The 372-nt window shown below is 64.8% G+C and carries 1 protein-coding gene; it reads right to left on the reverse strand.

Annotated elements, in window-relative coordinates; all coding sequences use genetic code 11:
- Positions 1–48: 48 nt before the first annotated feature.
- On the reverse strand, positions 49–372 hold a 324-nt coding region (locus tag ACLJNW_RS23550), incomplete at its 5' end, for a potassium channel family protein (protein ID WP_410961132.1).

Here is a 372-nt window from a genome sequence, read left to right on the forward strand (position 1 = left end):
GGATAAACCGCTGCGCGGGGGGATGCACTCGTTAGCCCAGCTTAATAATCAGACCTCCTCGCTGTCGCTCATCAGGGTCAGGCTGCGGGCCACGGCGAGGGCGATGAACAGGACCCCGATCACTCCTTCGCTGCCGGCCAGCAGGCGCGCCAGCGGGTTGATCGCCTGGATGTCGCCGTAGCCCACGGTGGTCAGGGTCACCAGGCTGTAGTAGACGAAGGTATCCAGGCCGAGTGCGCCATGGCTGGCGATGAAGCTGGCCGGCTGCATCTGTTCGACCATGTAGTAGGCGAGAGCGAAGGCCAGCGCCATCTGCAGGTAGAGCGCGCAGAGTCCGTAGAGCAGCTCGTGGGTCACCGGGCGCTCCTGGGT

This window comes from Salmonella sp. SAL4457 (assembly GCF_046548235.1).
Classification (GTDB): Bacteria; Pseudomonadota; Gammaproteobacteria; order Enterobacterales; family Enterobacteriaceae; genus Salmonella; species Salmonella enterica.